Annotated in this window: 14 protein-coding genes; 10 read left to right on the plus strand and 4 right to left on the minus strand. The window is 57.6% G+C overall.

Annotated features, from left to right (window positions below):
• The first annotated feature begins 112 nt into the window (after positions 1 to 112).
• From GOV87_RS01660 to GOV87_RS01670, 3 genes are read left to right on the plus strand one after another with little or no spacing between them, the layout of a single operon-like run.
• Positions 113 to 1087, plus strand: a complete 975-nt coding sequence (locus GOV87_RS01660) for a Gfo/Idh/MocA family protein (RefSeq protein WP_171210596.1) — start codon at positions 113 to 115, stop codon at positions 1085 to 1087.
• A gap of 58 nt (positions 1088 to 1145) precedes the next feature.
• Positions 1146 to 1415 (plus strand): DksA/TraR family C4-type zinc finger protein, encoded by a 270-nt coding sequence (locus tag GOV87_RS01665; RefSeq protein WP_171210597.1) that lies wholly within the window; start codon positions 1146 to 1148, stop codon positions 1413 to 1415.
• 15 nt (positions 1416 to 1430) lie between these two features.
• On the plus strand, positions 1431 to 2318 hold the full coding sequence (locus GOV87_RS01670) for a DMT family transporter (protein WP_171210598.1): 888 nt from the start codon (positions 1431 to 1433) through the stop codon (positions 2316 to 2318).
• Here GOV87_RS01670 and GOV87_RS01675 read toward each other — a convergent pair whose 3' ends face one another.
• The 3 genes from GOV87_RS01675 to GOV87_RS01685 all read right to left on the minus strand — a co-directional run bounded on the left by GOV87_RS01675 (position 2319) and on the right by GOV87_RS01685 (position 5473).
• Positions 2319 to 4139, minus strand: a complete 1821-nt coding sequence (locus GOV87_RS01675) for a M3 family oligoendopeptidase (RefSeq protein ID WP_171210599.1) — start codon at positions 4137 to 4139, stop codon at positions 2319 to 2321.
• A 66-nt stretch (positions 4140 to 4205) separates the two neighbouring features.
• The gene (locus GOV87_RS01680) at positions 4206 to 5183 is read right to left on the minus strand and encodes an alpha/beta fold hydrolase (protein ID WP_171210600.1); all 978 of its coding nucleotides are present in this window, start codon (positions 5181 to 5183) and stop codon (positions 4206 to 4208) included.
• Positions 5183 to 5473: an SCP2 sterol-binding domain-containing protein gene (locus GOV87_RS01685; protein ID WP_171121120.1), complete on the minus strand. Its 291-nt coding sequence runs from the start codon at positions 5471 to 5473 to the stop codon at positions 5183 to 5185. The genes GOV87_RS01680 and GOV87_RS01685 overlap by 1 nt, the downstream gene beginning before the upstream one ends.
• Positions 5474 to 5504: 31 nt before the next feature.
• On the opposite strand from GOV87_RS01685, the gene GOV87_RS01690 reads away from it, so the two are divergent.
• From GOV87_RS01690 to GOV87_RS01715, 6 genes are all read left to right on the plus strand, one after another.
• Positions 5505 to 6113: a tetratricopeptide repeat protein gene (locus GOV87_RS01690; RefSeq protein WP_171121121.1), complete on the plus strand. Its 609-nt coding sequence runs from the start codon at positions 5505 to 5507 to the stop codon at positions 6111 to 6113.
• Positions 6114 to 6129: 16 nt separating this feature from the next.
• Complete coding sequence (locus GOV87_RS01695) at positions 6130 to 8943, plus strand: helicase-related protein (RefSeq protein WP_171210601.1); 2814 nt, start codon at positions 6130 to 6132, stop codon at positions 8941 to 8943.
• 6 nt (positions 8944 to 8949) lie between these two features.
• The gene (locus tag GOV87_RS01700; RefSeq protein ID WP_171121123.1) at positions 8950 to 9315 is read left to right on the plus strand and encodes an RNA-binding S4 domain-containing protein; all 366 of its coding nucleotides are present in this window, start codon (positions 8950 to 8952) and stop codon (positions 9313 to 9315) included.
• Between the two features lie 66 nt (positions 9316 to 9381).
• Complete coding sequence (gene fdxA, locus GOV87_RS01705) at positions 9382 to 9720, plus strand: ferredoxin FdxA (RefSeq protein WP_171121124.1); 339 nt, start codon at positions 9382 to 9384, stop codon at positions 9718 to 9720.
• 283 nt (positions 9721 to 10003) lie between these two features.
• Positions 10004 to 10519 (plus strand): CarD family transcriptional regulator, encoded by a 516-nt coding sequence (locus GOV87_RS01710; protein ID WP_170348382.1) that lies wholly within the window; start codon positions 10004 to 10006, stop codon positions 10517 to 10519.
• 114 nt (positions 10520 to 10633) lie between these two features.
• Positions 10634 to 11404 (plus strand): ion channel, encoded by a 771-nt coding sequence (locus GOV87_RS01715; protein ID WP_171210602.1) that lies wholly within the window; start codon positions 10634 to 10636, stop codon positions 11402 to 11404.
• Here GOV87_RS01715 and cobS read toward each other — a convergent pair.
• A complete protein-coding gene (gene cobS / locus GOV87_RS01720) occupies positions 11401 to 12171 on the minus strand; it encodes an adenosylcobinamide-GDP ribazoletransferase (RefSeq protein ID WP_171210603.1) in 771 nt (256 codons plus the stop codon). The genes GOV87_RS01715 and cobS overlap by 4 nt on opposite strands.
• Before the next feature lie 73 nt (positions 12172 to 12244).
• Between cobS and cobT the strand changes: the two genes are divergently transcribed.
• Positions 12245 to 13258 carry a nicotinate-nucleotide--dimethylbenzimidazole phosphoribosyltransferase gene (gene cobT / locus GOV87_RS01725; RefSeq protein ID WP_171210604.1) on the plus strand — a complete coding sequence of 338 codons (1014 nt, stop codon included), beginning with the start codon at positions 12245 to 12247 and terminating at the stop codon, positions 13256 to 13258.
• Positions 13259 to 13269 lie beyond the last annotated feature (11 nt).

Genomic DNA, 13269 nt, shown 5'->3' on the forward strand with positions numbered 1-13269 from the left:
TGGCGCTAGGTTACGGAGAATGCCTGCCGAGAAAAGCCTGACTTAACGTCCACTGGTTGATAAAGAGGTCACGGCGGCACGGGCCGGCTGAGACTGGATTGGGAGGAGACACATGCAAAAACCTGTTCAATGGGGCGTTTTGGGCGCTGCCAATTTCGCGCGTCGCTATATGGCTCCGGCGATCCATGCGGCAAATGGTTCGCGTTTAGCCGGGCTTGCCACGTCCAGCGCAGATAAAGCCCAGCCGTTTCAGGCGTTTTGCCCTGATCTGAAAGTCTATGACGACTATGAGGCGACGTTGGGGGATCCGAACATCGAGGCCGTCTATATCCCGCTGCCCAATCATCTGCACGTGGAATGGAGCCTGAAGGCGCTCGAGGCTGGCAAGCACGTATTGTGCGAAAAGCCGATGACGATGCAGGCCGCTGAATTCGATGCGTTGATTGCGAAACGTGACCAAACTGGGCTGCTCGCGGCCGAAGCGTATATGATCGTGCACCACCCCCAGTGGCAGTTCACGCGCAATCTTATTGCGGACGGAGCGATTGGGAAGCTGGCGCATGTGACCGGCGCATTCAGTTTCGACAATCGCACCGACACCGGAAACATCCGAAATCGGGCTGAGACTGGCGGCGGTGGCCTTCGCGATATCGGCGTCTACGTAATCGGAAGTGCCCGGTTTGCAACGGGGCAGGAACCCGTTTCGGTGCAGTCCGCAATCCGCTGGGAAGACGGCATTGATGCCTTTACCGAAATTCGTGCGCAGTTCCCAGATTTCAGCTATTCCAGCTATGTCTCCATCCGAATGCATCCGCATCAGGAAATGGTGTTTCACGGCGAAGGGGGTGTAATCCGCCTTACGGCACCGTTCAACGCGCGGGTTTTCGGCGAGGCGCGCGTGGAATTGCATCGCCCCGGTCTGGAAGTGCAGGTCACGCGTTTTCCCGGCGACGATCACTACAAGCTGCAGGTCGAAGCGTTCTGCCGATCGGTCCGTGACGGTGTAGATTACCCATGCTCACTTGAATTCTCGCGCGGCACGCAAGAGGTTATCGACCGCGTTTTCGAGGGCGCGGAACCCCTCTGACTTGCACGCCGCCGCGCAACTGGACTAACCTGACGGGTACCGGATGAGGAGAGTGCAAATGGCTGGCGGCTGGGCGCGCGATGGCGCGGTGGGTGAACAGATCGAGGCGTCAATTTCAGACGAGCTTGCCCGCATGCAGGCCCAAAAGCGCCCTGTGGGGCAAAGCCTGACCCATTGCGCTGAGTGCGAAGAACCGATCCCTGAAAAGCGGCGGGCCGCCATTCCAGGCGTGAAACTGTGTCTGGATTGTCAGCAAGACCGCGACGGGACCTACAAGTCGCGCGTTGGGATCAATCGGCGCGGGTCGAAAGACAGCCAGCTTAAATAACGCCGGAGGTACCGCTTGTCCGACATCCGCACCCAGCAATCGATATGGCAAAACGGGCTGGTTTTGGGGTTTATGGCGGCGTTCCTGTGGGGCACGCATAGTGTCATCGTTCGGTTTCTGACCAACGATCTTGGTGGAATGCAGATCGCCGTATCACGTCTGTTTATTGCTGCGCTGGCGATCTATGGCCTGCTGCGTGTTTTGAACGTTCCGGTGTCAGTCCGATGGCGCGATCGCTATTTTCAGCTTGCTGTCTTGTCCACCGTTATCAACTACATCCTCTTTCACATAGGCCTGGAACATACCGGGGCGGCAAATGCCATGGTGCTCGAGAACACGGCACCGTTCTTCGTGTTGGTATTTTTGTACTTTTTCGCCGAAACACCCGTTACCCGAACCGATGTTCTGGCGACGGGCCTCGCGATTTTGGGCGTGTTTCTGACCGTTTTTCAAGATTTTCAGGGCGTTGGCGAACCGTTGTTCGGCGATATTCTTGAAATCGGCGCGGGCCTGAGTTGGGCTGTATTCCTGATCGCAAGCAGCCGGGCAATGCGAAACTCGAAATCCACTGGCGAGCGTTTGAATTTTCTATTCGGGATATTCTTGTGCTCGGGACTGCTGTTGCTACCATTCGCGGCACTGTCCATGCAGGTGCCGACGGCAACAGACCTTGTGTTCCTGATCCTTCTTGGTGTTTTGCCGACGGCGTTGGCATATTATCTGTGGTACGAGGCTGCTACGCGTGTCTCTACTCTGACCGCGACACTCATGTTCGCGGCCTCGGTCGTGTTCACATTCATCAATGCGGCGATATTCTTGGGGGCCGCGATCACGCCAATCGCGGCCACAGGTGCTGTACTGATTGTGATCGCCGTCTTTTTGACGACCAAGAAACAGACGTGATCAGTCTTCCATCGCTTCCAGTTCGTCGATGAAGCCCGAGATCATGCTTAGCCCTTTGTCCCAGAACTTTGGATCGCTCGCGTCCAGCCCGAAAGGGGCCAGCAAGTCTTTATGATGCTTTGACCCACCTGCGCGCAGCATTTCAAAGTACTTGTCCTCGAACCCTTCTGATCCGCTTTCGTAAACCGAGTAGAGCGCGTTGACCAATCCATCGCCAAACGCATAGGCGTAAACGTAGAAGGGCGAGTGGACGAAGTGCGGAATATAGGCCCAGAAGGTCTCGTACCCTTCCATGAACTCGAATGCGGGCCCAAGGCTTTCGGCCTGAACGCTCATCCAAAGGGCGTTGATGTCGACGGGCGTCAGCTCACCTTCGCGGCGGGCTGCGTGGAGTTTGCATTCAAAGTCATAAAATGCGATTTGGCGGACGACCGTGTTGATCATGTCCTCGACTTTTCCGGCCAGCAGCACCTTGCGCTGTTCCGGCGTATCGGCCTGATCCAGCATCTTGCGGAAGGTCAGCATTTCGCCAAACACCGACGCTGTCTCGGCCAGAGTCAGCGGGGTCGAAGACAACATCTCACCTTGATCTGCAGCCAGTACCTGATGAACGCCATGGCCCAGCTCATGCGCAAGCGTCATCACATCGCGAGGTTTACCCAGATAGTTCAGCATCACATAGGGGTGCACGTCAGTCACGGTCGGATGTGCAAACGCACCGGGCGCCTTGCCCGGTTTCACCGCCGCGTCGATCCAGCCCTTAGAAAAGAAGGGGGCCGCGATCTCACCCATGCGGGGATCGAATGCATTATAGGCGTCCATCACCGTTTTCTCGGCCTCGTCCCAGCCTACGACACGCGTGTCTTCCATCGGCAGCGGTGCGTTGCGGTCCCAGACCTGCATGACGTCCAGCCCCAGCCATTTGCGTTTTAGCTCGTAATAGCGATGGCTCAGCTTGGGATAAGCGGCCACAACCGCCTCGCGCAGCGCCTCTACCACCTCAGGCTCGACATCGTTTGATAGATGGCGACCGGTTTGGGCGGTCGGCATGTTACGCCAGCGGTCCAAGATTTCTTTTTCCTTGGCCTGCGTGTTGTGAACGCGGGCAAAGGTCTTGATGTTGTCCTGAAAGACCGAGGCCAGCTCTCGCGCTGCTGCTTCGCGCTTGTTGCGGTCTTGCTCGGTCAAGAAATTCAATGTGCCTTCGATGTTCAGTTCTTCGCCGTCGACCGTAAAGGTCAGTCCGGCGATGGTTTCGTCGAAAAGACGTTCCCATGCGTCGCCAACCACACCGAGGTCATGCAAAAACTTTTCCAGTTCATCAGACAGTTGATAGGGTTTCATCGCGCGGATACGGCGGAATACGGGCTCATACCGGGCAAGATCAGCATTCTCCGCGAAATGCGTCTTCAGCACTTCGTCGTCGATGCGGTTGATTTCCAATGTGAAGAAGACCAGCGGGGTGGTGAAGATCGTGATCTTTTCCTGCATGTCCGACAGGAATTTTGCGCGCTCGGCATCCGTGGTCAGTTGGTAATAGCGAAGCCCGGCAAAGGACATGATCCGTCCGGCTATCGCGTTGATCTTTTCGTTGCGCAGAACGCATTGCAGCAGGCCGTCGGCATCCAAATCAGCCAGCTTACCTTCGTAATCGGCGGCGAAAGAAGTACATTCCCCTTCCAGCCATTCCAGATCGGCAGCCAGTTCAGGCGCGTCCTCAGAGCTGTAAAGGTCCGTCAGGTCCCATTCCGGCAGGTCGCCAAGATTGTCGGCTCCTCCGATTGCATTTGCGTCACGGACGGGAAAGGGAAGGTCGCGCATGGATCACCTCGAAAATCTGCATTTGCAAACATCTAGGCGCGACGCTCAAGGATCACAAGCAGGGTCTTAGCTCGACAGGGCCGCTTTTGCCTCAGGGTCGGTGCTGGCTGCGCCGAAATGGGCTGCAAGCTGGTCAAATACGGGGCCGCGGACATCCGGCGCTTCCATCATCACTTCGTGTTCACCGTCTGGAATTTCGACCAGAGTTCCATTTGGCCAATTCGCCATACGCGCACGGATCGCCTTGCGGTCGACGATCTGCTCATGCGAGCCAAGGAAGGTCAAGCAAGGGGTGGAAGGGGCGGTCTGCGCCATCAGCCACGAACACTCATCCAGCGCCTCGCGCAGCCAGATGGTCGACGGCGCGCCCAAGGTCAGCTCAGGATGCGCGACCAGTTGATCCTGCATCATCTTGTACATGTCGGGATCGCGGGTCAGTACATTGCCGTCAAAGGGTTGGGACAGAACATAGCTTTCCAGCGACGTGGTCGGGGGCGTCTTTTCACCAAGGCCAAACCGAGGTCCCCAATAAGCCGTCAACCGGCCAAGAGGTTTCATCAGTGGCGTAAAGAAAATCCCCCACATCGGCCCGGTAAAGGCGCAGGCGGCAAAGCAGTCGTTTTCCAGTACCGCCCGCAAACCGATTGCACCGCCCATCGAGTGGCCGATGACATACCAGGGTTTTGGCAGGTTCTGACGCTGCGCCAGATCAAGAACGGCCCTTACGTCTTGTTGGTAATCGGTGAATTTGTCGACATGTCCAACACGATTGTCATCCAGCAGGCGATCCGCCAGCCCCTGACCACGCCAGTCAACCGAAAGAACGGCATAGCCACGGCCCACAAATTCGGATGCAGCTTCGCCATATTTTTCGATATATTCTGTTCGCCCCGGGAATATCATTACCGTTCCGCGGGCTTCGTCTTTGGGCGACCAGTGGGCGGCGCGAATGCGCACGCCATATTCGGTGTCCAACCAGTGCGCCACTCCGCCGGAGGGTGCGCCGGCCACGTCTTCAAACAAAGGGGCCGGCGACATTTTCATCAGGCCAGAGCCGATGCCAGCTGCATGGCGATACTCATGTCGCCATCAACGCTGAGTTTGCCGGCCATGAACGCGCCGGTCGGGTTCAGCTCACCGCTGAGAATTTGTTCGAACGTGTCGACATCCGCGCTCATGGTGACGTCGGTTTCTTCATCGCCAACGCGTGCACCGCTGCCGTCCAGAACAATCGAACCAAGACCTTCGATGGCAAATTTGGCCGATGCGCCAAAACCGCTGCCGTCCAGTTTTTCGTTCAGCGCTGCTGCGGCTTTCTCCAGAGTGTCGCTCATGATTCTCCTCACTTTGATTTGAGCGCGAGGAATGGACATCCTTCTGCGCTACGCTACACTGAACGTTGTTATGGGCACTAATTACACAAATCTCAAAGGTATCGTTGCGGCAACCGCAATGCTAGTCACGTTTTCCATTCCTTGTGTCGCTCAGACCGCCGATTCCCGGGACGAAACCGAATTGCTTGAACAACTGGCGCAGTCGACGCCGGAACAGGCGCTGGGGTTAGACCGGCAGCTTAAGGCGCTGTGGGCTTTGTCCGGGTCTGCATCGGCGGACCTGTTGCTGGAACGCGGGCGTGAGGCATTGGATGACGGTGACACAAAGGCAGCAATTGATCACTTGACGGCTTTGACCGACCACGCGCCCGAGTTCGCAGAGGGCTGGCATGTCCGTGCCTCGGCGTTTTTCGGGATCGAGCGTTTTGGAATGGCTGCGGCCGATCTGGAGCAGGCCCTGACTTTAAATCCCAACAATTACGAGGCGATTTACGGCTTGGGTTTGATTTTCGAGATTGTCGGTCAGCCTGATAAGGCGCTTGCGGCTTATGAACGCGCGCTGGCTATACATCCCCATCACGAAGAAGTAACCAATGCCGTGAATCGACTGAAGCCTCAGGTCGAGGGCTCGGCCCTCTAAGGGGCAGGGGGCAAGAGTGAGCGGGTCATCCCGAATTGTGGCCGTACTTGGCCCGACGAACACAGGTAAAACCCATTACGCGATCGAGCGGATGCTGGGTCACCGGACAGGTGTGATCGGTCTGCCGCTACGCCTGCTAGCACGCGAGGTCTATGACAAGATCGTTGCCATTCGCGGGCCGTCTGTCGTGGCGCTGGTCACGGGTGAGGAACGCATTGTGCCCCCGCGCACCCAGTATTGGGTCTGCACCGTCGAAGCGATGCCCGAGGGCATGGGCGCTGATTTTGTGGCCATCGACGAAATCCAGCTCTGCACCGACCCCGAGCGCGGCCATGTCTTCACCGATCGCCTGTTGCGGTCGCGCGGCACAAGCGAAACGCTTTTTCTGGGCTCGGACACAATGCGCGGCCCCATCGCGGCGTTGGTCCCCGAGGCGCAGTTTGTGCGGCGCGAACGCATGTCTCAGCTTGTTTATGCCGGGTCGAAAAAGATCAGCCGGATGCCTCCGCGTAGCGCCATCGTCGGGTTCTCGGTCGATAGTGTTTATGCCATTGCGGAACTTCTGCGCCGTCAAAAGGGTGGGGCGGCGGTCGTCATGGGCGCGCTTAGCCCGCGCACGCGGAATGCGCAGGTGGACCTCTATCAGAATGGCGAGGTCGATTATCTGGTCGCCACCGATGCCATCGGCATGGGGCTGAATCTGGATGTAAATCATGTGGCGTTTTCCTCGCTGACCAAGTTTGACGGTCGGCGGATGCGACCCTTGGCCCCCAACGAACTGGCACAGATCGCTGGCCGGGCAGGGCGTGGCATGTCGGACGGCACATTCGGCGTCACGGGCGAGGCCCCTCCGCTGGATGAAGGTGTAGCGCAGGCGATCATGGACAGCCGCTTTACGCCGATGAAAAAGCTGAACTGGCGGAATGCCGCCCTGCGGTTTGGCTCGATCGAGGCGCTGATCACATCGCTTGAGGTTGGCCCGGACAATGAAAACCTGCTCAAGGCGCGCCCCGCCGACGACCTGAACGTGCTGAAATCGCTGTCACAAGTGACTGAGGTCATGGCCCGCGCCAGCGATCCGCAATCCATCCGTCTGCTGTGGGATGTCTGCCGAATCCCCGATTTTCGCGGTATCAGCCATGCCGAACATGCCAGCCTGCTCGAGGTGATCTACGGCTATCTGCATGAGCGTCAGTCGATCCCTGATGACTTTATGGCGCGGCAAATCCGCCGGATTGACCGGACAGACGGAGATATTGATGCACTGTCCAAACGGCTGGCATATATTCGCACCTGGACATATGTTGCGCAACGAAACGGATGGGTGCGTGACGAATCCCATTGGCGTGAGGAAACGCGCACTGTAGAAGACAGGCTGTCGGACGCTTTGCATGACCGTCTGACCCAACGATTTGTGGACCGGCGCACATCCGTTTTGCTGCGGCGGCTCAAACAGAAGGAGGCCCTTTTGGCCGAAGTAAATGACAAGGGTGAAGTGACCGTCGAAGGCGAATTCGTCGGTCGTCTGGAAGGGTTCCGGTTCATTCCGGACAAAGCCGCGCAGGGGACCGAGGCGAAAGCCTTGAAATCGGCTTCCTTGCAGGCTCTCGCGCCGCAATTCCATCTGCGTGCCGACCGTTTCTACAACGCGCCCGATACCGAAATTGATTTCACCGAACAAGGTGGCCTGATGTGGGGCGAATATGCTGTCGGCAAGTTGGTCGCCGGGGCTGAGCCACTCAAGCCCATGGTTGAAGTCTTCGTGGACGAAGCCGCAGGCCCTGACGTTGAACAGAAGGTGCAGCGCCGTCTGCAACACTTCATCGACCGTAAGGTTGCCGCGCTGTTCGAGCCGCTGCTGAACCTGTCGCGGGACGAGGAATTGTCCGGTCTGGCCAAAGGCTTTGCCTTCCGCATGGTCGAAGCTTTGGGCGTGCTGCCCCGCGCGCAGGTCGCGCAAGAGGTCAAGGATCTGGATCAGGACGCTCGCGGTGCGCTGCGCAAGCACGGCATCCGTTTTGGTCAGTTCACCATCTTCATGCCACTGCTGCTGAAACCCGCGCCGACGCGCCTGCGTCTGGTGTTGTGGGCACTGTCGGGTGGTCTGCAGGAATTCCCCGAAGCGCCGCCTCCGGGTCTGGTTACGGTCCCCGTCGCCAAGGATGCGCCGCAGGGCTATGACACCATGTGCGGCTACCGCGACGCGGGTGAGCGTTCGATCCGTATCGACATGCTGGAGCGTCTGGCCGATATGCTGCGGTCTGAGGACAGCCGTGGCGGGTTCGAAGCCAAGCCCGACATGCTGTCGATCACCGGCATGACGTTGGAACAATTCGCCGACCTGATGCAGGGCTTGGGCTATAAGGCCGAGCGTGGCGAGCGTGAAAAGATCAAAATCACGTCTGTGGAACAACCTGTGGTAGATGCGCCCGAGCAACCTGCCGCCGAAGAAACCCCGGCAGATGCAGTCGCGACAGATAATGCAACTGTATCCGCCGAGGTGCCAGCCGAGGCCACCGAAAGCACCGAGGCGACAGCCGAGGCCCCGGCCGCAGAACCCGCAAGCGAAGAGCCCGAGGTTGAGGTCTTCTATACCTTCACATGGGGCCGTCAGCGCCAGCCGAACCGTGGCCCGCGCCGTGAACAGGGGCAGGGTAAGGGCAAGCCGCGTGGGAAACCTCAGGACGGTCGTGGAAAGCCACACGGCAAGAAGGGTGGCAAGCCGCAGGGCGCGAAGTCTTTCTCGGCCCGTCCGCCCAAGAAAGAAAAAGCCATTGATCCCGACAATCCCTTCGCCGCTGCGCTGATGGGGCTGAAGGACGGCAACTAAGCGCGGATGTCCGAGAGCAAGCTGCGGATCGACAAATGGTTGTGGCAGGCGCGGTTCTTCAAGACCCGCAGCCTGTCTGCCAAACAGGTCAGCGGCGGCCATGTGCGCGTGAACGGCAACCGGGTGCTGAAACCGGCGACAGCCATCGGCACCGGTGATGTATTAACCTTCCCGCAGGGCCGCATCGTTCGGGTTGTCCGCGTGGAAAAGCTGGGTGATCGTCGCGGGCCTGCGACCGAAGCTCAAACGCTTTATGTTGATTTGACCGAAAAACAGGACACACCGCCACGAAATCCCGGGTTCGAGGGAAAAGGTCGTCCAACCAAGAAAGATCGGCGTGCTCTTGATCTTTCTCGCACTCAAGATAGCTGATCCTATCTTGAAGCTGACGCCAGACTGATTTAGCTAGACGCCCAAAGCGCAAACGGGAATCCGACCATGACCTACGTTGTCACTGAAAACTGCATTGGCTGCAAATACACCGACTGTGTCGAGGTATGCCCGGTGGATTGTTTCTATGAAGGTGAGAACACGTTGGTCATTCATCCCGATGAATGCATCGACTGCGGCGTGTGTGAACCCGAATGCCCTGCAGACGCCATCCGTCCCGATACCGAGCCGGGGATGGATCAATGGGTCGAGTTCAACCGGAAATACTCGGAAATGTGGCCGGTGATCGTAACCAAGAAGGACCCGCTGCCCGAGGCCGAAGAACGTGACGGCGAAGAAGGTAAGATGGAGAAGTATTTCTCTGAAGCTCCGGGTGAGGGCGGCTAACCGATTCGTTTTTATCAACCGGCCAGTCAATATCGGAAATGCCGCCTAAGCTATTGGACACAAATAGTTTTGTAAGGCACCTGAACTGTGCTGCTTTCGTATGTCTCAGTTTTGTGATATACTCGAAAGCTGAATGATGACTGAGTTGGGGATGTGCTCCGTAAGTATGTGCGCTTTGGAGTTCTGATTTATTGACAAATACACCGCCTGACCGGGCCGAAGATGGCGCGGGCTGGTGTGTTGTTTTGTCTGTCCTTCGCTCTGGAAACAAGGATGAACCTGTATGTCTAAGTCGAAAAAGCTTGAGTTCCGCCCGAACGATTACGTTGTTTACCCTGCCCATGGCGTGGGTCAGATCATCTCGATCGAAGAACAGGAAGTCGCGGGATACTCGCTTGAGCTGTTCGTCATCTCGTTTGAAAAAGACAAAATGACCCTGCGGGTCCCAACCAACAAGGTCACCGAATCCGGTCTGCGCTCGCTGAGTTCGCCCGATGTGATCAGTCAGGCGATGAAGACCCTAAAGGGTAAGGCCAAGGTAAAGCGGGCCATGTGGTCGCGTCGTGCGCAGGAATACGAACAAAAAATCAATTCGGGCGATCTGATCTCGATCGCCGAGGTGGTTCGTGACCTGCACCGCACAGACGACCAGCGTGAGCAGAGCTATTCCGAGCGTCAGCTTTACGAAGCCGCGTTGGAACGTCTGACCCGTGAAGTTGCCGCTGTTTCCGGCGCCGGCGAAGTGTCTGCCGCCAAACAAGTGGATGAGGTTCTGACCTCGCGCGCAGCCGCCGCCTGACCTCGCAGAATGTCGATTCAAGGCCGCTCTGATAACAGGGCGGCCTTTTTCGTGCCCAAGCGCTTGGTGAATTGCCTGATTGCGGGTAATTTCCCTGTAAACAGAGGCGGGTACATGGCCAAGGTAAAGCAGACCCTCAAGTATCTCTATATCGGGCGCGATCCGATTTCCGTCTGGTTCCGCTATGGGCTGATCCTGTTTGATCTTGTGACGATCGTGTTCTTTGTCGCTACGGCCCATGTTCCGCACGGGCCGGGGCTGACGGTTCTAAGCATGTTCATCGGTCTGTTGATCCTGTGCGATTTCTCGGCGCGGCTTTGGATATCAAAGGATCGGTGGAAACTTTTCTTCAAGGTCTACACTCTTGCTGATCTGGTCGTGATCATTTCGTTGATGCTGGATCCATTCGTTTCCGGCAATCTGGCGTTCCTGCGTATTCTGCGCGCGTTGCGATTGATTCACTCCTATCACCTGCTCAGAGATTTGCGCCGTGATGTTGAGTTCTTCCGAACCCACGAAGACGCCGTGATAGCGGCCATTAACCTGTTGGTGTTCGTGTTCGTGACCTCAACCGCTGTTCTGGTCTTTTTTATCCCCGAGGAGAGTCAGACTGCCTATATCGACGCGCTGTATTTTACGATGGCAACGCTGACGACCACCGGTTTTGGTGACATCACCTTGGCGACACCGGGGGGGAAGCTGTTTTCAGTGTTCATTATGGTTGTTGGCGTCGCGCTGTTTGTTCGATTGGCGCAAGCGATCTTTATGCCGCAGAAAGTGCGCCACAAGTGCCCAAGCTGTGGTCTGTTTCGCCATGATCCCGACGCAGTGCATTGCAAGCATTGCGGCGAAGTTCTGAAAATCGAAACCGGAGGCGTTTCTTAGGACGCTACGACCAGAACCAGCAGGAATGCGATTTCGGACACTTGTTGCGTTGCGCCCAGAACATCTCCGGTTTGGCCTCTGATCTTGGCTTTTGCGACAACGGCGATAACAAACAGGCATATGGCAATAACCAGTATCGCGGCCATTGCTGGGGCACCTACCAAAACCATCGCACATACCAGTGCAACCAACGCGCCCAATGCGACTGAACCAGCACTGGGTGCCCCGACCGAGTGGCTTAGGCCCGCGCGCCGTGCATTTGGAAGTGAGGCCATCAAAACCGGCATCGCTGCGCGGGAAACGATGCATGCGGCTAAGATGCCCGACAAGCCACCCTGGGACAGCAGCGCCGCTATCAAAACGACGCGCAGGCCTTGCGATATCAACAGAGCCAGGACGCCATAGGTTCCTATTTGGCTGTCTTTCATGATTTCAAGCCGTCGTTCGGGGGTAAACCCTCCCCAAAACCCATCTACCGTGTCCGCAAGCCCATCTTCGTGCATGGCACCCGTGCACAGTACCAGAACGGCAATGACGAGTATTGCGCTGGCCAAGGGCGGAAGGTTTACTGCAACGCTGGCCCACCCGATAGCGCTGGCAAGTAGGCCGACGACCAGCCCAACAACAGGGAAGGCCCAGGCCGCATCTGCCTGGCGTTCAAAAACGTGTTCAGGCAGTCGCGGAAGCGGTAGGCGTGTCAAAAGAACCAGCGCCACAGGAATATCCCATCTGGAAACGAGGTTGGTGTCGGTTTTTTGCACTCCCATGCCTTTCTGGGTCTTGCCGGATTGATCGCTTTGGTTAAACACGCAGGACCACTCTGATGCAACGAGGCTTTGAATGCTGCCCGAACTGACCGATCTGAATTCCTTTCGTCAAGCTCTGAGCGGGGCCCCCGGTCCTGACGATGATGCCGCGCAAGGTGCGGCTGAACGAAACGGTCAATTGACAAAACCACCGGGAGCGTTGGGGCGGCTGGAAGATCTGGCGATCTGGTATGCCGGATGGCGTCAAGATGCGCGCCCTCAGATAACCGCGCCTCAGGTCATCGTTTTTGCTGGCAATCATGGGGTCACTGCGCAGGGTGTATCAGCTTTTCCGCCTGAAGTGACCGTTCAGATGGTTGCGAATTTTGAGCATGGCGGAGCGGCGATCAACCAATTGGCCAAGGCCGCTGGTGCCACCATGGACGTACACGCGCTGAATCTGGATGTCCCGACAACGGATTTCACAACCGGACCAGCCCTGTCGGAAGATGAGTTGCTGCAGGCGTTGCAAACCGGGTGGAGCTCGGTGAACCCCAATGCTGACCTTTTGGTTGTTGGCGAGATGGGGATAGGAAATACCACCCCGGCGGCTGCGATTGCGTGTGCGTTGTTCGGCGGCGAGGCGGCCGATTGGACTGGGCGTGGAACGGGCGTTGACGATGCGGGTCTTGCAAACAAGACACGGGTCGTTGCCGAGGGTGTGACCTTGCATGCAGGCACGGGCGATGGTCTGGAAATTCTGCGCCGACTTGGGGGACGGGAAATCGCGGCCATGGCCGGAGCGATCGCTGCCGCCCGTGCATTGCGCATTCCTGTCATCTTGGATGGGTTCATCTGTTCTGCTGCCGCAGCTTGTTTGGCTGAGACGGTCAAAGGCGCGTTGGACCACACCGTAGCAGGCCATCAAAGTGCCGAAGGCGCGCATGGGGCCGTTTTGGCAAAGTTGGGTAAAGAGCCGCTCTTGAACCTTGGCCTGCGTCTTGGTGAAGGCTCCGGAGGAGCGCTGGCCATCAATATCCTGAAAAGCGCCGTGGCCTGCCATTCCGGAATGGCGACATTTGCCGAGGCAGGCGTGTCGGACGGGTAATCAATGCAGCC

Source organism: Ruegeria sp. HKCCA5426 (assembly GCF_013034585.1).
Taxonomy (GTDB): domain Bacteria; phylum Pseudomonadota; class Alphaproteobacteria; order Rhodobacterales; family Rhodobacteraceae; genus Ruegeria.

What these genes read in the sequence shown, in the direction of transcription:
- GOV87_RS01710 (WP_170348382.1), top strand. Translation starts at nt 10,004, where the DNA reads ATGTCTAAGTCGAAAAAGCTTGAGTTCCGCCCGAACGATTACGTTGTT.
- fdxA (WP_171121124.1), top strand. Translation starts at nt 9,382, where the DNA reads ATGACCTACGTTGTCACTGAAAACTGCATTGGCTGCAAATACACCGAC.
- GOV87_RS01675 (WP_171210599.1), bottom strand. Translation starts at nt 4,139, where the DNA reads ATGCGCGACCTTCCCTTTCCCGTCCGTGACGCAAATGCAATCGGAGGA.
- GOV87_RS01685 (WP_171121120.1), bottom strand. Translation starts at nt 5,473, where the DNA reads ATGAGCGACACTCTGGAGAAAGCCGCAGCAGCGCTGAACGAAAAACTG.
- GOV87_RS01700 (WP_171121123.1), top strand. Translation starts at nt 8,950, where the DNA reads ATGTCCGAGAGCAAGCTGCGGATCGACAAATGGTTGTGGCAGGCGCGG.
- cobT (WP_171210604.1), top strand. Translation starts at nt 12,245, where the DNA reads ATGCTGCCCGAACTGACCGATCTGAATTCCTTTCGTCAAGCTCTGAGC.
- cobS (WP_171210603.1), bottom strand. Translation starts at nt 12,171, where the DNA reads ATGGGAGTGCAAAAAACCGACACCAACCTCGTTTCCAGATGGGATATT.
- GOV87_RS01660 (WP_171210596.1), top strand. Translation starts at nt 113, where the DNA reads ATGCAAAAACCTGTTCAATGGGGCGTTTTGGGCGCTGCCAATTTCGCG.
- GOV87_RS01665 (WP_171210597.1), top strand. Translation starts at nt 1,146, where the DNA reads ATGGCTGGCGGCTGGGCGCGCGATGGCGCGGTGGGTGAACAGATCGAG.
- GOV87_RS01690 (WP_171121121.1), top strand. Translation starts at nt 5,505, where the DNA reads ATGGACATCCTTCTGCGCTACGCTACACTGAACGTTGTTATGGGCACT.
- GOV87_RS01715 (WP_171210602.1), top strand. Translation starts at nt 10,634, where the DNA reads ATGGCCAAGGTAAAGCAGACCCTCAAGTATCTCTATATCGGGCGCGAT.
- GOV87_RS01680 (WP_171210600.1), bottom strand. Translation starts at nt 5,183, where the DNA reads ATGAAAATGTCGCCGGCCCCTTTGTTTGAAGACGTGGCCGGCGCACCC.